Source organism: Pseudomonas sp. ANT_J12 (assembly GCF_008370045.1).
Classification (GTDB): domain Bacteria; phylum Pseudomonadota; class Gammaproteobacteria; order Pseudomonadales; family Pseudomonadaceae; genus Aquipseudomonas.
Genome location: NZ_VOBN01000006.1, coordinates 329019 through 345808 on the forward strand (window position 1 = coordinate 329019; position 16790 = coordinate 345808).

A 16790-nucleotide genomic window follows, 5' to 3' on the forward strand; every position below is an offset into this window, starting at 1 on the left:
GAAGAATTATTGAGTCACGGTTTTGCAACTGGTCAGCCAGGCGTCCGTGTCGATCTTCTGCTTTTGCAGGAAGGTCTTCTGGTTCGCCCAGTGGGTCCGCAAGTAGGGTTTGAGGTCTTGCAGTTGTTTGTTGCGGGTGATGATTTCTTCCATCACCGGCACTTGCGCTTCCAGCAGTGGCTGGCCGTACAAGGTGGCCGATTCCACCAGGCTGCTGGCGTAGTAGCGGCTGAGTTTGTGCAGGCGATCCTTCTGCTCGTCGAGCTTGCCTTTGCGCATGTCGCAACTGGCGTCCTTGTCGGCGGATTCGCAATTGAGCTTGTAGTTCTTTTGCAGGAAATCCACGTACTGGCCGTCGTCGAGCATCTTGGTGCACAGGAACGCGCCCAGGTTGAGGCTGGCGCGGATCGCCTGGTCGCGGGTTTCTTCCTGCTGCTGGTTGCTGGCGCGCAACTGGTTTTCCAGGGCCTGGAGTTTTTCCTTGAGGGCTTTGTCCTCGACGCCCGAGGCCAGGTTGTTCAGCGACTGCACCGTGCCTTTGTCCGCCGACTCGGTTTCCTTGCTGCCGGTGCCGAGTTTCTTCCAGCTGCTTTCGAGACTGGCCACGCGTTCGCGGGAGGTCAGGGTCGGCGAGACCAGCACCAGGCGCAGGCCGGTGGTCTTGTTCTTCACCTGGCCGTCGGCGTTGTAGTAGGGCTCTTCCTTGCGCAACGCGGTACGCAGTTCGGCCTGGGCGGTCAGGTAGTTGCCGCCACGCACCACGTAGCCGCCGGCCTGACCGTGCTGGCGGTCGAGTTTGTTCAGGCGAAATGGCTCGAACATCATCTCGTCGACGTTGCCGAGCATGTCGTGCAGGCCCAGGGGATTGGGCTTTTGCAGGCCCGACAACTGCAATTTGCCGTTGGACGATTGCGCCCCGGCAAACCACTCGTAAGCGTTGATCCCTTCGGGCATCGGATAGCGCGTATCACGGAATTCCGCGGCACCGACTTCCAGGCCACCACGGGCCGCAAACTCCCACTCCACTTCGGTCGGCAAGCGCAGGAAACCCAGCGCGCCATCTTCTTTCGGCAGTTTGTCCGCAGCGTTTTTGCGCAGCCACAGGTTGTACTTGTCGGACGCTTCGACGGCTTGTACCCAGCTCACCGACACCTGCGGCAAGCGCATTTTGGTGGCGGCGGTGGGGCAGGTGTCTTCGGTCAAGGCCGCGTATTGCAGCTGACTCATCTCGTACTTGGCCATCAGGTAATAGCGGGACTTGTCGGTCTTGGCGCCGGTGAAGCTGCCGGCGATAAACGTCGGCCGGGTTTGCTCCACGTAGCCGTATTCCGCGCCGTCCTGGCCGATGTTGATCGGGTAGTCGTCGAGGGGGCCGGCCACCGGGATGAACACCTTGCGAAACACCATCGAGCCTTCGCATGGCATCGGCAGCACCACATCGCTGGCCTCGGGCATCGGGTTGTAATACTTCTCTTCCCAGCCCGCCGCCGAGGCGTCGAGCACGTAGCCCAGGCTCAGGGGCAACAGCAAGCCAAAACGTTTATAGCTCACGCAGACTCTCCGCAGGTTGGATGCTGATGGCTCGCACGGCGCCGATCACGGCCACCAGTGCAGCGACCAGAAAGGTCAGGAGCAGGGCGGCGAGGCCATGCCAGATAGTGATGTGACAGACGAAGGTGCCGGTGGCCTGGCTGCTGCCGAGCAGGTAGTCGAACAAATGGCTGCCGACCGCATAAAACCCCAGCCCGCCGAGGTAGCCGGCCAGGCTCAGCAGCAGCGCTTGCAGGACCACGAAACCGCCGACCGCCGTGCGTTTGAAGCCCAGCAGGCGCAGGACCGCAAGGCTTTTGCGCTTGCGGTCGATATTGGCCAGGAACGCGCCGACCATCGACGCCACACAACCGATCAGCGCGGCGAGTGCGATCACGCCGAAGATCAGACCCAGCACATGGTTGATGGCTTTGACGTTGTCGATGTCGGCCAGTCGGCTCGAGGTTTCGATGTGTTGTTCGTTGAGCCAGCGCTCCAGCGGCGCGACTTGATCGATATCCCGCGCATAGACCCGGGCCCGGGCATACAGCGGTGGCAGGTCGCCAATCGGTTTGCCGGTGGCGATGCCGAACGCGGCGACCTGATAACCGTCGCGAAAACGCTCCAGCTCCAGCAGCAGCGGCGGGGCGACAAACCCCGCCGCGCGGCCGAAACGGGCACCGTCGAGCACCGCGAGCACGGTCAAGGTCAGTTCGCCGCGCTCATTGGCACCGTCCAGGCGCCGCAGCACTCGCAGTTGCACGCTGTCGCCAACCTTGGCCTGCAAGCGTTGCGCGGCGCGGGCGCTGAGGATTACTTGATGGTCGACGGGATTGAATTGCGGCAGGTTCAACTGCGGATCGCCGGGTTCGGTGGCGATGATTTCCGCGCTTTCGACAAAGCGTGTCAGGCCGATCAATAAGTCGGCCTGGGTGTTGAGCGAGCGGGTCTGGCCCAGGGCAAACCCGGTCTCGGGACGCAGGCGCAAACGCTCGATCCAGGCACCGTCGTAATTGCCGTTGCTGAGCATCTTCACTTCGAGGTTGCGCGGGTCGCGCAGCAGTTCGTCCTGCAACTGGCTGACCACTCCGTGCTTGAGGCCGAACAGCAGCAACAGCGGCGCGATCACCGCCACCAGCGAGGCGGCGATGCACAACGACACCTTGCGGTCGTGCCACAGATCTTGCAGGGCCAGGGTGGCCAGCAGGCGCAGGCGATCAGTCCATCGGTTCAAACAGTGTTTCTCCCTGACGGCTGATAGCGCCGAGTCGCGGCAAGCCGAAATCCTTCAGCAGGGCCCAGTCGTGGGACACAACAAGCGCGCTCAGGCCCATGCTCGACACCAGGCTCAGCAGCAACTCGAACAGGCGCCGGGCGCTGTGGGGATCGAGCGCGGCGGTCGGTTCGTCGGCCAGCAGCAGCAATGGTTCGTGGGCAATCGCCCGCACGCAGGCCACCCGCTGGCGTTCGCCAATCGACAGCGCCTGGGGGTGTTTATCCAGCAAGCCTTGCAGGCGCAGCACCTCGACCGCGTGGTCGATGTGCGCGCTCTGCGTCGACATCCCGAGCAAGCGCCGGGGCAGGCTGATGTTGTCGCGCACGCTCAAAAACGGCAGCAAACCGCCGCTCTGCAAAATGAATCCCAAATGCCGCGAACGCACCGCCGCCAGGGCCGGTTGGTCGTCGCTGGCCAGCAGTCGGGCGATGTCCTGCGCCTCGTGCCCGCCCGCCCGCGCCGGACCCAGGCGAAAGCGCTCGAGCTCGACCGGTGCCAGCAACAGGCCGATGGCTTCGAGCAACGTGCTTTTGCCGCTGCCGCTCTCGCCGGTGATGGCGAGGATTTCCCCGGCACCCACCTGCAAGTGCGGCAGGCGCACATGATGGGCCAGCGCGCCTTCACCACGGCGCACCAGCAGGTTCTTGATATCGAGCATCGGTGTCTCGTTAAGGCATCATTTCCAGGGGCACGGGGTAAACGTTGTCCCGTGCGTCGCTGTCCTTGGCTAAAGCCACCCAACGGTCGACGTCAGCGTTGTAGCGCTGGTAGTGCCGCAGTTTGGTGTTGAGCGTGCGGATGAATTTCTCCTGGGCCAGGCCATCCCAGCTCTTCCAGGTCTCTTCGTCCAGGTTCAGCACTTCGCTCTGGTACGGCAGGTCTTCGAGGTACTCGCCGAGTACGCCCATGTCCGCCAGTTTGGCGTTGCCGTTCTGCTTGAGCTGGTTCGGATCGGCACCCATGGTCGCGGCCACCGCACGCAGGCGATCGAACATCTCGGTTGGCGAGATCAGGCCTTCGTTGGCGGCGTCGAGAATCTGCTTCATCACGTCGCTCAAGTCGCTGAGCTGGGACTTGGTCAGCAGCACCCGTACATCGGTGGTCGGGATGTTCTGCTTGATCAGGTCACGGTCGGTGATCCACGCCTTGAACACCGGCGGGGCCTTGCTGTTGGTGCGTTCGCCCAGATAAGCGAGTTGCATGGCGTGGCCGATCAGGGCGGCGTCTTCGAGCATTTTCTTCTCGGCCGGATCCTGCTTGGCATTCGCCGCGCTGCCGATGGCGTCTTCACCCATGTAGGCGGCTTTCACCTGGGAGGTGATGGCCGTGGCCAGGGCATCGACCTTGCGTCCGAACTCCTGCACATCACCGGCATTCACCGGGTAATACAGCGAGGTGTTGGTGCCCGGATAGGTCGACAGATTCTGGTACTGCGCCTCGGCCTTGGCGTGATCCTTGACCCCGGCCGGGGTTTTCAGGTGCAGGGTGTAAATCGCCACGCCAGGATTGGCGGCTTCGAGGCGGACCTGGGAAGCGCTCAAACCGGTCTGCGAGAGCTTGTCGTCGCCTTCGATGGCGCCGGCGTCGGTGATCAGCACCACGTAGCGCGCACCGAACTGGCTCCAGTCGATCTTGTCGATGCTGTGCATGACCCCGGCGAAGGCGTCTTCGTCGTAACTGCTGCTCGACACCTTGGCTTGCTTGAGGTCGGCGACCTTGGCCAGGAAGTCGGAGCTGTCCTTCACCTGGGTCGGGTCGGCGTACATCTTGGTGGTGTATTCCAGGCCCGGCACCGCCTGGGTGCTGGAACGGAACGCCACCAGGCCGAACTTGACCTGCTTGCCGAGGTTCTGCGATTCGATCTGTTGATAGACCTTGCGGATCGCCTCGCGGGTGCGGTCGATGTACGGGTCCATGGAAATCGTCGAGTCGATGACAAACACCACCGCCGCACTGAATTCCTTCAGTTGACTGGCGGCCTTTTCATCGGCCTCTTTGCTACCGGTGGCGCCGTTTTTGGCTGCACCACCCTTGGGATCCTTGTCATCGGGCTTGCTCACCGATGCCACATTCAGCAGGCGCGTGCGGAAACCGCCCTCGGTCATGACTTCTTCGCCGCTGAGCACCGGCAACAGGTAGAACTGCTTTTGCAGGTCGACGAAGTATTCCGGTTCTTCGGCGAGCACGCCGGGGGCTTGTTGGCCCTTCTTCAGCGTTGCCCGCAGCGGGGCGACTTTGCTCACCGGGTCCGGCGCATCGAGGATGCCTTCGACGGTGGCGCGGTCCTTGAAGAACAACAAACGATCGCGGTTGGCCGGGTTGGTGAAGGCCAGGGTCAGTTGCATCTTCCAGTCGGTGGTGCACGCGGCGGGCAGCCAGCCAATGGTCTTGCCGTAGCTGTCGGGGCCGACTTTCAGCCATTCGGCATTGGCGGCCTGGGCCCGCTCGTAGACGTAGAAACGGCTGAACACCGGTTGCGCATCACCTGCCGCGCCACCGGCCGTCGGGCTGATTTTGCAGCCCGGGGTGGTCAGTACGCGCTGGAACAAGGTCTTTTTACCGGCCTGGATCAGCGGCTTGTCATCGGCCTGGGACAACGGGCTGATGCACAGCGCCAGCAACGCGGCGCCACTCAACAGGAAACGACTCACGGGCGAACGCATCACTTCTGCAACTCCTCGAAACGCTGCTTGGCTTCGGCGTTGTTCGGGTCCTGGGTCAGGATGGTTTCGTACCAATAGGCAGCGGTGGCGTTGTCCGCGACCGGGAAGCACTCGCTGGCCTTCAGGTATTTCGGGTCGTACTCGCGGGCATAGGCATTGGCGATCAGCGGATCACCGGCCTGGGCGCGGTTGGCGTACAGGCGCTGGGCGACGCCGCAGTGTTTGCCGGCCTTGGCCTGGTTGATGATCTCCAGCAGCTTGGCGCTGTCGGGCGCGGCCTTGATGCAGGTCTGGACGAAGGTCAGTTCGGGCAGGCTGTTCATGCTGTCGAGGGTGCAGGCTTCGGCGTTGGCCGTGGCCGGTGCGGCAGCTGCGACCACCGGGGCAGGCGCCGGGGTGCGTTTGTAGAACCAGAACCCGGCGCCCGCGGCCAGCAGCAATAGCACCACGATCAACAAGGCGATCAGGCCTTTGTTGCTCTTTTTCACCGGGGCCGGTGGCGGGGTGTAGACGGGTTCGGCAACCAGCGGTTCCGGCTCCGCTTCCGGCTCGGCCGTTGGCAGGATCAGTTCAGGCAGTTCCGGGATCTCGGGTTCCGGCTCCTTTGGCGCCGTCAATTCTGCGCCGCCGTAAGTCGGGCGGGTCTGGCCGCCAGCCGTGGACGGCAGCAGCCCGACGCCAGGGCGCACCACGCCTTTGTCGGAATGCCCGAGTCCTTGTTCACGCAGTTCGATCTGGAATTGCGAACCGGCGCTGCCTTCCAGCAACGGGTCGAGCACATCCGCACCGACCGGGGTTTCGAGGGCTTCGCCACTGGCCGCGACGTTGAAGCGTGCGACCTGGAACCAGAACGGATTGTTGCTCCAGGCCTTTTTGTCCTGGAGGTAGAAGCCGTCCTGATTACGCTGGATGGAAAACTCCAGCCGTTCTTCGCCACCCTGCCATTTCTTCACAGTGAGGTTGGCCTGGCCAGGCACATTGGGCTCTAAGGCGAGCAGGTCGACACGAATTGGCATTGCTTATCTCGCTGCGAAGGCTGAGAGCACATGGCCCAGCCGTTCGTTCTGTTCAGGGGTGATTTCGCGACCGGCACCATGGCCGGCGTTGTCCATCGTGATGTAGGCCAGACCCGAGAGCCAGTCGCCCAGGAACCGCTGCGCCTGGTTCGCCGGTTGCGCCGGCAGCACGGGCACCTGGCCCGGGCCGATGTCGGAGTAGAACGAAAACAACGGTGCCTTGGCCCCGGCGCGGCTGATCGGCCGCTCGCTCACCGGTTTCTGGATGTAGCCGAACCAGGACACGAAATCCCGCAGGACCCGTTGCACTTCCAGGACCTGGCGCTCGACCAGTTGATCCCTTCGCGCGCCGCTTTGCGCACGCTTGAGCACGGCACGGCTGAGTTGCCCCGGCAGGTCCTGGCGGTAACCGGCGGTGATCAGTTCGTCGACCACCGCTTCGAGCAAGGCTTTTTCCAGGCCCAGCAGGTTGAGCAGGCTTTGCCGGGTGGTCAGTTCACGCAGGTGCGCGATCCAGGCCTTGAACGCGGCTTTGGCAAAGCGGTGTTCGTTGCTTTGCAGTTCCGGTGCCGGGGCGCCGGTCTTGCTGCTGGGCGGTGTGTCGTGGCCCAGGTCGTCGCCGAAATCGAAGTCGAAACCGGCGTCATTGCCGTACAGGCTCTGGTTTGCGGTCGGAGCGACCGGTTCATCGCTGGCGGCGGATTCGTCCTCGGTTTCGTACACGCCGCTGAGGTACAGGTCGCGTACCTCTTCGCTCGGCATGTCGAGTTGATCGATGAACTCGCCCAGTACCGCCGGGCGACGACCCAGGCCTGACAGAATCATCTGCGCCTGGGCTTTCTTGGCGGCGGCGGCGCCATCACCGTCAGCGTGATACCAGGTGCTCAGGCCGTGGGTGGTCAGACCTTCGAGGCACTCGTCCAGTTGCTCGCGGATGCGTTGCAGTTTGAAATCGATGTTGGCCACGCCCTTGAAACTGCCGCTGAAGTGGCTGATGCCACCGTCATCGTTGCGCAGCATTTCCTTCCAGGTGTTGGCAGGGGCGTTGATGTGTTTGCACACCAGTGCGTTGCTCGCAAAACTGCTGCCCAGGGCATCGATGCGTTCTTGATAGCCGGCATTGATCCCGGTTTCGGCGCCGCTGGCGTCCTGGCCGATGAACGCCGCATCCATGCGCGGTTTGCGCACCAGGAAGGTGTTCTGGAACGGCGTGCCGGCCCAGTCGTTCATCCAGCTCAGGCTGCCGAAGCGCTCGAGCATGGTCAGCTTGACCATGCCGTTCCAGCTCTCGTCGTACTGATCCGGTGTCAGGCTCAGGGAGTTGGTGATGCGCAGGTCGAGCATGGTCAGCGCCCAGATCAGGCCGGTGCTGCGTTTGCTGCGCGCGGCGGCGTCGGCGCCCTGGGTTTTCTCGATCCAGCGCGTCAGCACCGGGCCCACGTCGTTGACGTCGCTCTGCTTGGTCGAACCGGTGCACACCACCAGCGCGTTCATTTCCTGGTTGTCGGTGTAGCGTTCGAACAGGTACGCGACCTTGCCGCGCAGGATCAGCTGCGAGACGGAATTGTCCTTGGTCGCGGATTCCGGGTCGTTGGAGTCGGCGATTTCGTGCAACTTCTTGCGCCCGCGATAGCCGGGGAAGTCCAGCAGATCGACCTGGTTGACGATGTCGTCGGCCGGGGCTTCGATCAGGCAGAAGGTCATTTCGGCGGTCAAGGCCGCCAGTTGCGCGACGGGAATGCCCTGGCTGTTTTGCAGGCGCCCGTCGATCCGGGGCCGCACGTCGATCGGCAAGTCCCGCGGGCTGCCGAAGCGTTCGAGGATGTCGACGTTCATGATGCTGTCGCGCTGGCTGTAGGTGTCGTTTTCGAAACTCACCAAGGCCTTCAACGGTGCGAACACGGTCTCGGGCAGGCCCAGCTTGTGCAGGGCGCCGGCCAGTTGCTGGTACACCCGGGTCAACTCGCTCTGTTCACCCCAAAGGATGGCGAACAGTTCGGCGCGCTCCTGGAAATTCAGGCGGGGTGCCAGTTGCAAGGCCTTCGGCCAATACAGGTGTTCGAGTTTCTTCACCGAGTTGCGGAAGTTGTCCCGCAGGTAATCCCACAACGACACCAGGTCGTCAGCGTTGACCCCGGGCTGGATCGGCCCGTTTTCCCGACCTTCGAACGGCTTGAGCACACGCTGGATGCGTTCTTCGTCGATCTCGTAGGAAATCCGCTCCAGATCGAAGTCCTTGAACCAGGAATTGGCGAGAATCTTCGCCAGTTCGATTTCCTTGAACAGTGTGAGCTCGACCGGAAACTGATCGTCCGTGCTCGGCGTGGCACGACGGCTGAAGCGCGTCACCAGGCCGGTGGCTTCCTTGCCGCCACCCACCGGGTTGATGTGCTTGATGAAGTCCAGGCGCTGGCCGCCGTAATGGGTTTCCAGCTTGCCGTTCTGCCCGGCCGCGAGGGCCGAGATCAGGTAGGACTTGCCTGCCTGGGACAAACCGAAGAAGCCAATGGTCATCGGCGTGCAGGCCACGCGACCCAGGCTGTGGGCCAGGTTGCGGGCGCGGTGCAGGCGGATGTTCAGGTTGTCGGCTTCGCTGTCCAGGCGGGGCGCGTTGACGCGCGTCTGGCCAATCCATTCCAGCGCCTGACCGGCACCTTCATAAACAGCGGCCCAACTGGCAGAGAGCTTTTGTTGATCGGGGGTCAGGTCATTCATTTGCGTTTCACACTTCCACTGTCGAGCCAGTACTTGGTCTCGCTCAGGCCGGCGTCGAGCATTGTGTTGAGTTCCAGCTCGAGGTCGCTGCGCGGGTTGAAGTTGACGTTGTTACTGTTGGATTCAATGTCGCGTACCGAGAGGCGATCGCTGACCAGATCCTGCTTGCGGGTGTATTTGTCCGCAGCCTTGACCTCAAAGCGCACCTTGAGCAGCGGCGCGCTGCCGTTTTCACCGACCGCGCGGGAGAACTTCTCCCGGCCGGCTTTGGTAAAGCGCAAGGTGTACAGCGGCGAAGCGGCCCAGCGGTCGGCGGCCAACTGGCGGAAACCGAGGCGCAGGTCGCCGCGCATTTCCAGTTGCGGCGTGTCGGCGTCGTCGCCCGTGCCGATTTCCGGCAGCTTGATTTTGTAGTCTTCGGACTGGATGTCGCGGTACAGCACGTCGGCATCCTTGATCACGTTGTTCAGGTCGATGACGCCGATGTGCTTGACCGTCGAATACGGTTTGAGCGCCGAGGAGCGGAAATAGAAGTTCGGCACGCTGTGGTTGGCGCACAGCAGGCACAGCATCGCGCCGACCGACGCGGTGCTTTTCGGGTCGTCGATCCGGCCATTCTTGTGGAACGGATACCAGCCGCCAGTGCGGTAGTTCTGCAATGCCAGAATGCGCCCCGGTGGCAGCGGCAACACCTTGCGGATGAAGGCCTGGATGCCGGGCAGGCGCGAAGGGCGGCCGGTCAGCAGCAGGACGTCGCAGGGGTAATGCGCGACCACTTCACACAGTGCGCCGAGGATCTTGGTGATGTTGATCTGATCGTTGAGGAACGCGGCGTGGAGCTTTTGCAGGTCGAAGCTGATCGGCGCTTCATAAAGGTCGAAACCGCTCTGGCCGCCAACATCGCGGCGTACGGCGGCGTTGACGTAATCGAGCACGGTCTGGCTGATCGCGTTGTCACCCAGCAGTTGGCGATAACTTTGCGGGCTGACTTCCTGCGGCACTTGCGGGTCGTAATGCTCGTAGGCCTTGAGCAATGCGAGACCCAGCGGCGAGAACACCTGCAGGTTCAATTGCTGGCGCAGGATCATGTCCTGGGCGCTGACCGATTCATCGCCGCACAAGCGCGACATCAGCGAATCCGGGGCCTTGACCCCGGCGTTCTGCAAGGCTTTCTCGAAGCTCGGCAGGATGAAGTCCTGGATCACGTCCAGCAGGATGTCGTCGCCAGCGACTTTGAAACCGTCGCGGAAACGCTGTTCCGGCACGATGTGCACGTTGCTGCCGCTGCCCGTGTTGCCGGCGCGGTCGAGGCGGTAGTCGGTGATCACCAGGTCGGTGGTGCCGCCGCCGATGTCGATCGTCGCCAGCGTGATGCGCTCGCGGTCGGACTTGTCGGGGCGCGCGATGGTGTCGAAAAACTCTTCCGGGTGACCGGCGAAGTTCTCGTTGACCTCGGTGTACAGGTACACCAATTGGCCGCAGGAGGCTTCGTCCCATTCGACGCGGATACTCGGGATCGGCGTGCGCGGGCTGATGGCCGGGTCCTGATGCGGATCTTCCTCGCCGGCATGCCAGCCGAGGCTTTTCCACACCAGGCCGATGGCTTGCAACATGCGTTCGTTGAGGATGCTGCGCTCGGCCTGGGGCATCCCCGGCGGCACGGTCAGAGTGATGCTATTGAGCTGGCGCGGCGAACGGGTGTGACCCTGGCGCGAGCGCTGGGCCGGGCTGTTGATCTGCGACAGCGCCTGGGCCAGGACTTCGGCGAGCATGAAGGTCATCAGCGAACTGCGCGAGTAACGGGGCATGAACACCGGCAGGCGATCGTCTTCTTCAAGGCTGTAGAGCGCCTCGCCGGTTTCATTGATCAGGTGCGAGAACGGCGCCGCCGTGGCGTACGGTTCGTTGTCGGTCTTGATGTACGAGCAGTTGAAACGCCAGCCGTGGCCGTAGGCGTTTTCGTCCCACAGGTAACGTTTCGGGCTCGACAGCCCGGTGGAACCTTCGGTGCCGCGACGGCGGCTGGCCAGGCGGCCAGCCTCATTACCGACCCGGGCGATGGTTGCCCACTGGAACGCATCGTGGCGGCCACTCTTGACCGAGCAATGGTCCTTGCCGAAATTCGCCTGGGCGAATTCCACACGGCTTTCGAACGGTTGGTTGTAGGTGTGCTCGGGGGTGATCAGGTCACGTAGTTCCAGCACGTAGTTCTGCTTAAGCCCGGAGCCGGCCTGACCGTGGTTTTCGATCAGGATGCCGCAGGTGCGAGAGTTGCCGACGTCCAGTACCAGATCCACCAGGATCGGCTTGACCAGGCCATTGCTGTCGTTGGCGACCACCTTCAGTTCGGGGATTTCGACCTTCGGCCGCGCCGTCGACTGCGCGGCCACTGACGGTTTGCTCAACAGGCTCAGCAAATTGAGGTAGTGCGCCAGGTGATGGTTGGCGCGGATGTCGATGTCCAGCTCTTCCCGGGAGCGGTGGGCGTTGCCTTCGTTGAACACTTCGAGCAGCCATTCGTTGACCCACGGCTGGGACAGGAACCAACGGGTTTCGCTGGCTTTGGTCGCCAGTTTGAAGGACACGCCGGAGCTGATGTCTTCTTCGTTCGGCGCCAGGTAGGCGGTGCCGTCACGCTTGGGCATGACGCGGCTGTCGAAGGCCATGGTCAGTCGGTGGGTGTTGCCGTCGATATCGGGTGTGGCCAGTTTCACCAGGCGCATGCGCGACCAGTTGCTCGGGCCTTCGTCGAAGCGGTACGGCGGCATAAAGCGGAAAAACGGGATCGGCAGCCAGACACCGTCGAGCAGCTCCAGGCTGCTTTTCATGTCGACGCTGAACGCTGGTTTGGCCTTCTCGACCTTTTCCGGTTCGGGCTCGTAGAAGTAGAAGTCTTTCTCTTCGTTGTACATCAGCCGGCAGATCAGCCCGCTGATCATCGGCGCGAACTCGCCCGCCGGTTCCTTGCGAGGATCCAGGCGCAGGGCGAAATCCATGAACTGGATACCCGTGTCGCTGACCAGGGTGACGGTGTCTTCGAATTGGGTGACTTCAGGCAACATGTCAGGTTATTCCGTATTTATTCGCCCGCTTGCCGCATGGACATGGGGAATTGATCTTTTCCGTAACCGCCGGTGCAGTCCGCGACCGTAGTCGCCCCTTTGCGACAGTTGACCTTGGGCATGTCGTAGGTGCTGCCATCGCCGCACACGGCCTGGCCCTGGCTGTCGATGGCCAGACTGCCCCCCTTCATGGCGGCGGTGACCGGGCCGCTGCATTTCGAGCCGTCGGCCTGGTGCACGGTGACTTCGCCTTTACCGTCCTTGAACTGGTATTCCAGGCGCAGCGGCTTGCCGGTTCGGCGGTCCTGAATGCCGGCGCCCGCGCGGTACTGGCCATCGAGGAAGTCGGCGGCACCGTCGGCGGCGTCCGGTGGAATGCTCAGCGCCGGGCCGGGTTTGGCGGCAGCGGCTTTTTCCGCGTCGGGCGGTGTGACGGCTGGCGGCGCAGTTTTGTTTTCAGGTGGCGTGGCCGGGGCTTCGGCTGCCGGGTCCTGGGTGATGTCGGCAGGCGCAGCGTCCGCCTCGTCGCCTTCGACCGCTGGCGCTTCCACACCGTGGGTGCCTTCCACGGCAGCAGCGGTGGTAGAGCCTGCGACGGTGCCGGTCACGGGAACGCCATTCAGCGTCGTGGCTGTGCCGGTCAGTTGTGGTTCTTCCCGTTGGTTATCTACCGGGACGAGGCCCGTTGGCAGCAGATCAACCGCCACCAGCGGAATCGGCACGCAACCGCGCAAGCCGAGCAACAGCCACAACAGCAGCAGCAAGAAGGGCAGCAGCAATAGCCACCACCAGCGACGCCACCACGGACGAGCGATCACCACCGGCACGACAGGCGCAACCACCGGCGCTTCGACCACCGGTGGCAGGGTGAATACGGGCGGAACCGAATAGAGGCAGTGCAATGGATCGCGATTGCGGTCGGCACCGGCATGCTCGAAACCCCAGAAAGTCAGCACCGGTTTGCCTTGCACCAGGTAAACGAAGTTTTCGTCGGGGAAATGAATGACGCGCTTGAGCAACTTGCCGAACACGGCTTTATCGCCTTGCTGCTGTTCGGCCGGGTCAGTGCCCAGGAAACGCAGGCTCAACTCGTCGAGCGCCGTCTTCAGGGCTTCCAGTTGGCGACGGGCAGGCGCGCGCTCCTCTTCGGTGGCGCTGCTCCACGGGATCACATCGCCGTCGAGGCCGCTGTACCAGTCGATCTGGTTACCGAGTTCATCGCTTTGAGGAATGGCCAGGTGATCGACCAGCTCGGGGTTCTTGCGGCGAATGGCTTCGCGCAATTGCAGGGCTGCCCGGTAGACCGGTTGACCTGTTTCGCCCAGGGCAGTGAATGACCCGCTCTTACCGCTGCGTAATAGTGCCCCGCGCATCCAAACTCCATATGATCCGTTGCGCAAAATGTCAGACAAACATGTCTGTACTTGCTCCTGCATTTAGCTGGCGACCTTAATGTCATTATGATGTCGCCGTCAATCAGTCGATGGTCCAAAACCGTTTGAGACTAGTGCAAGAATCAAGAGGCTGCTTGAGGTTGATGTGTATTTGCTGGGGAGCGCCGGGACGTGTGCATTTTTTAACCTTGCTGAATCGTTTCATCAGCGCTATAAAAAATACACAAATCCAAGAAAGGCTTCCCCCATGACCCCGCTCAAACTTGTCATCACCCTTGGCGCGCTGTCCGCCGCTTCCCACGCCATGGCCTGGGATTACGTCCTCCTCGACACCGACAAAGCTGCCCAGAACTGGCAAATCACCAGCCAGCAACTGGGGGTGAAAACCGACAAACCCTTCTCCGTGACCCTGCGCACCTTGCACGGTGGTCGGCAGGAGGGCGTCAGCATCGTCGACATCGACAACGGCACGCTGAAACTCTCGGTGGTGCCGACTCGCGGGATGAACGTCCTGCAAGCGTCTGTAGGCAATGTGCGCATGGGTTGGGATTCGCCGGTCAAGGACGTGGTCAATCCGTCCTTCATCGAACTCAATGGTCGTGGCGGTCTCGGTTGGCTCGAAGGCTTCAACGAACTCGTCGCCCGCTGCGGCTACGAATGGGTCGGCCACCCCGGCCTGGACAATGGCGAACTGTTGACCCTCCATGGCCGCGCCGCCAACATCCCGGCCAGCACAGTCACCCTGCATATAGATGAAAAGCCGCCGTACGCCATCAGCCTGCGCGGCGAGTTGAAGGAACAGGCGTTCAAGAAAGTCGATTTCTCGGTGCATACCGAACTGGTCACCGAGCCCGGCAGCGTGGCGTTTGCCCTCAACGATACCTTGACCAACAACGGCGACTATCCGAAGGAGTATCAGGCGCTGTACCACAGCAATTTCAGCACTCCGTTCCTTGAACAAGGCGCCCGTTTTGTCGCACCGGTGAAACAGGTTTCGCCGTTCAACGACAAGGCCAAGGGTGACTTGCCGGACTGGCAGACTTACCGTGCGCCGACCAAGGATTACGACGAAACGGTTTACAACGTCGTGCCGTACGGCGACGCCAAGGGCGACACCCTGACCGTGCTGCACAACAAGGCGGGCAGCCTTGGGGTTTCGGTGGGCTTCAATACTCATCAGTTGCCGGTGTTCTCGTTGTGGAAAAACACCGATACCCAAGGGCAGGGGTATGTGACGGGGCTGGAGCCGGGGACGAGTTTTTCCTACAACCGTCGGTATCAACGGCCGCTCGGTTTGGTGCCGACGATTGGGGTGAAAGAGCAGAAGCAGTTCCAGATTCGCTATAGCTTGTTGGCGGATAAAGGGGCTGTGGATAAGGCATTGGCGCGGGTGAGTGAGATTCAGGGTGGACGGGCGACTGAGGTGAGGCAGGCGCCGTTGGTGGATTTGTCCAAAGAATAAGCGGCCTTACGAGATGAGCGGTGGATACCTGTTTCCGCTGCTCATTAAAGGGCTAGAAGGGAAGTCTCATTTCTGAGGCTTGTGCAGCGTCGAACAGACGCCGGATGAAATCGAAGTCATTCCAGGTTTGGTTGGTATAAAACCGGTGTTCCTTATTTCTGATCTCATCGATGTAATAAATGACGTACTCCGCATACTTCTCATCGGCGTTGAAGCTGTAACGCAATGAAAGAGAAAATTCCTTTTCTTTGAGTTTCACAAACGAATTGTTGTCGTCGTAACTCCAGGTGAATTCACCCCGCTCCGTTCTCGCGGTGAGTGCTTTGATGAAATCGAAAAATCTAGGCGGTAGCATATTGGCGCCCTCTGGCTGGATTAACTTTTTCTAGGTTTTCTTTGATGTTTTCAAGATTGTGATGAAGAAGGATTCTGACCGGCTTTTCGAGCGGGGTGGTTGCCGTCGCGAAAACTCCTTTTCTGATACTGATTTCTGTTTCTCCAAGGATAGTGTCAATCCTTTCGAACTCCTGACCTGTACCGGGTATTTTGGCAAACAGAATCCTGAAATGCTGATAGCACTTCAGCGCCAATGGGTAGTTTTCGGTGTCAACATAACCTGCTGTTTCATTGAGCGTCGCAATGCATTCACTGACGGCTGAGGCGCCCTCTACGGCTTTTGCGTCCTTGAGTATTCTGTTGGCTTCTGCACTGATACTGCGTGAGTAACGAACAGTGTGCAAAACTTCAGATATTGAAATGATGAGCGCGACGATCGTAATTACAGTGCCAATGTAGGAAAAGTTATTCAGGGTGGTCGGGGAGCCAACAACAAATTCCTGCTGTAAGAGCGCCGCCCATACGATAGCAATGCTTAACAGGCAATAAACAAATCTGATCCAATGACTTTTTAGTAGATCCATGTATTTCTGATGCTCCCTGTAAATAGTGATCTGCATAAATTATTTGCGGTGATGCCCATTGGTTATGTTGAGGCAGGTCGATATTGCAACGCTTCCGCCAAGTGCTCGCGGTTGATCCCGTTAACCTGTTCAAGGTCCGCCAACGTACGGGCGACTTTGAGCAGTCTGTGAGCCGCCCGCAGTGACAACGTCAGACGTTCGCAGGCGGATTCCAGCCAGGCTTCATCGGCTGTGGATAACTTGCAGTGCCGACGCAAGCCCGGCAGATCAAGGAAGGCGTTGGCGCAGCCTTGGCGTTTGTGTTGCCGTTCCCGTGCGGCGGCGACCAGCGCTGCGGCGGTGGCGGTGTCATCACCGGGTTTGGGCGAAGGATTCAACGCCGTGGCTTCCCGGGCGACGGTCAGGTGCAGGTCGATGCGATCCAGCAGCGGGCCGGAGAGTTTGTTGCGGTAGCGCTGGACCATGTCCGGTGTGCAACTGCATTTGCCGCTGGGTTCGCCAAGATATCCACAGGGGCAGGGGTTCATTGCGGCCACCAGTTGGAAGCGTGCCGGGAAGCGCACTCGGTCCTTGGCACGGGATATCACGATGTGGCCGGACTCCAGCGGCTCCCTCAACACCTCCAAGACTTTGCGATCAAACTCTGGGAGTTCGTCGAGGAACAGCACGCCATGGTGGGCGAGGGTGATTTCGCCGGGTTGCGGTTTTGAGCCGCTGTGACTTTGAGAAATAAATGCAGCGACTTCAACTCT

At 61.3% G+C, this 16790-nt stretch carries 11 protein-coding genes and 1 pseudogene; 1 reads left to right on the forward strand and 11 read right to left on the reverse strand.

The genetic code is table 11. The features are described from left to right. Window positions 1-6: 6 nt before the first annotated feature. From FQ192_RS16380 to FQ192_RS16415, 8 genes are read right to left on the reverse strand one after another with little or no spacing between them, the layout of a single operon-like run. Window positions 7-1551: an SUMF1/EgtB/PvdO family nonheme iron enzyme gene (locus FQ192_RS16380; RefSeq protein ID WP_149659502.1), complete on the reverse strand. Its 1545-nt coding sequence runs from the start codon at window positions 1549-1551 to the stop codon at window positions 7-9. Further along, window positions 1541-2764: an ABC transporter permease gene (locus FQ192_RS16385; RefSeq protein WP_149659503.1), complete on the reverse strand. Its 1224-nt coding sequence runs from the start codon at window positions 2762-2764 to the stop codon at window positions 1541-1543. Before FQ192_RS16385 ends, FQ192_RS16380 begins: the two co-directional genes overlap by 11 nt. Then, the gene (locus FQ192_RS16390) at window positions 2748-3464 is read right to left on the reverse strand and encodes an ABC transporter ATP-binding protein (protein ID WP_149659504.1); all 717 of its coding nucleotides are present in this window, start codon (window positions 3462-3464) and stop codon (window positions 2748-2750) included. Before FQ192_RS16390 ends, FQ192_RS16385 begins: the two co-directional genes overlap by 17 nt. Before the next feature lie 10 nt (window positions 3465-3474). After that, window positions 3475-5469 (reverse strand): vWA domain-containing protein, encoded by a 1995-nt coding sequence (locus tag FQ192_RS16395; RefSeq protein WP_178129142.1) that lies wholly within the window; start codon window positions 5467-5469, stop codon window positions 3475-3477. Then, window positions 5469-6485, reverse strand: coding sequence for a hypothetical protein (locus FQ192_RS16400; protein WP_149659505.1), 1017 nt, complete (start codon window positions 6483-6485; stop codon window positions 5469-5471). The genes FQ192_RS16395 and FQ192_RS16400 overlap by 1 nt, the downstream gene beginning before the upstream one ends. Before the next feature lie 3 nt (window positions 6486-6488). Further along, the gene (locus FQ192_RS16405; protein ID WP_149659506.1) at window positions 6489-9200 is read right to left on the reverse strand and encodes a putative virulence factor; all 2712 of its coding nucleotides are present in this window, start codon (window positions 9198-9200) and stop codon (window positions 6489-6491) included. Beyond that, complete coding sequence (locus tag FQ192_RS16410; protein ID WP_149659507.1) at window positions 9197-12262, reverse strand: virulence factor SrfB; 3066 nt, start codon at window positions 12260-12262, stop codon at window positions 9197-9199. The genes FQ192_RS16405 and FQ192_RS16410 overlap by 4 nt, the downstream gene beginning before the upstream one ends. Window positions 12263-12279: 17 nt before the next feature. Continuing rightward, on the reverse strand, window positions 12280-13635 hold the full coding sequence (locus FQ192_RS16415; protein WP_149659508.1) for an SrfA family protein: 1356 nt from the start codon (window positions 13633-13635) through the stop codon (window positions 12280-12282). 268 nt (window positions 13636-13903) lie between these two features. Here FQ192_RS16415 and FQ192_RS16420 point away from each other — a divergent pair, with 268 nt between their 5' ends. Beyond that, window positions 13904-15118: an aldose 1-epimerase family protein gene (locus FQ192_RS16420; protein ID WP_149659509.1), complete on the forward strand. Its 1215-nt coding sequence runs from the start codon at window positions 13904-13906 to the stop codon at window positions 15116-15118. Window positions 15119-15170: 52 nt separating this feature from the next. Here FQ192_RS16420 and FQ192_RS16425 read toward each other — a convergent pair whose 3' ends face one another. From FQ192_RS16425 to FQ192_RS16435, 3 genes and pseudogenes are all read right to left on the reverse strand, one after another. Next, window positions 15171-15377, reverse strand: coding sequence for a hypothetical protein (locus FQ192_RS16425; RefSeq protein ID WP_178129131.1), 207 nt, complete (start codon window positions 15375-15377; stop codon window positions 15171-15173). Between the two features lie 82 nt (window positions 15378-15459). Beyond that, the gene (locus tag FQ192_RS16430) at window positions 15460-16038 is read right to left on the reverse strand and encodes a hypothetical protein (RefSeq protein WP_149659511.1); all 579 of its coding nucleotides are present in this window, start codon (window positions 16036-16038) and stop codon (window positions 15460-15462) included. A gap of 62 nt (window positions 16039-16100) precedes the next feature. Next, window positions 16101-16751: pseudogene (locus tag FQ192_RS16435) on the reverse strand (ATP-binding protein); the annotation flags it as partial. Window positions 16752-16790 lie beyond the last annotated feature (39 nt).